The organism is Rhizobium sp. Rhizsp42 (assembly GCF_047304155.1).
In the GTDB taxonomy this organism is placed as follows: domain Bacteria; phylum Pseudomonadota; class Alphaproteobacteria; order Rhizobiales; family Rhizobiaceae; genus Rhizobium.
Genome location: NZ_JBGLYS010000150.1, coordinates 1 through 271 on the forward strand (window position 1 = coordinate 1; position 271 = coordinate 271).

General features: G+C 63.5%; 1 pseudogene. It reads left to right on the forward strand.

The features are described 5' to 3' along the window. Nucleotides 1-213: pseudogene (locus ACCD05_RS31900) on the forward strand (ABC transporter permease); the annotation flags it as partial. Between the last annotated feature and the right edge of the window lie 58 nt (nucleotides 214-271).

Sequence of the window (271 nt, forward strand, 5' to 3'; positions counted from 1 at the left end):
GTGATCCTGATGCTCAAGGCCAGTGCCCTGGCCAGTACCGTGACCCTGCTGGAGCTGACCGGCATGGCCCGCACCATCATTGCCCGCACCTACCTGCCGGTTGAGATCTTCTTCGCCGCGGGCATGTTCTATCTGCTGATGGCTTACGTGCTGGTGCGCGGCTTCAAGCTGCTGGAGCGCTGGTTGCGCGTCGATGCCTGCCAAGGGCACTGATGCCTGCGTGCTGACGGGCGAGACCCTACTCGCCCGCTTCGCTGCGCTGGATGCTTTT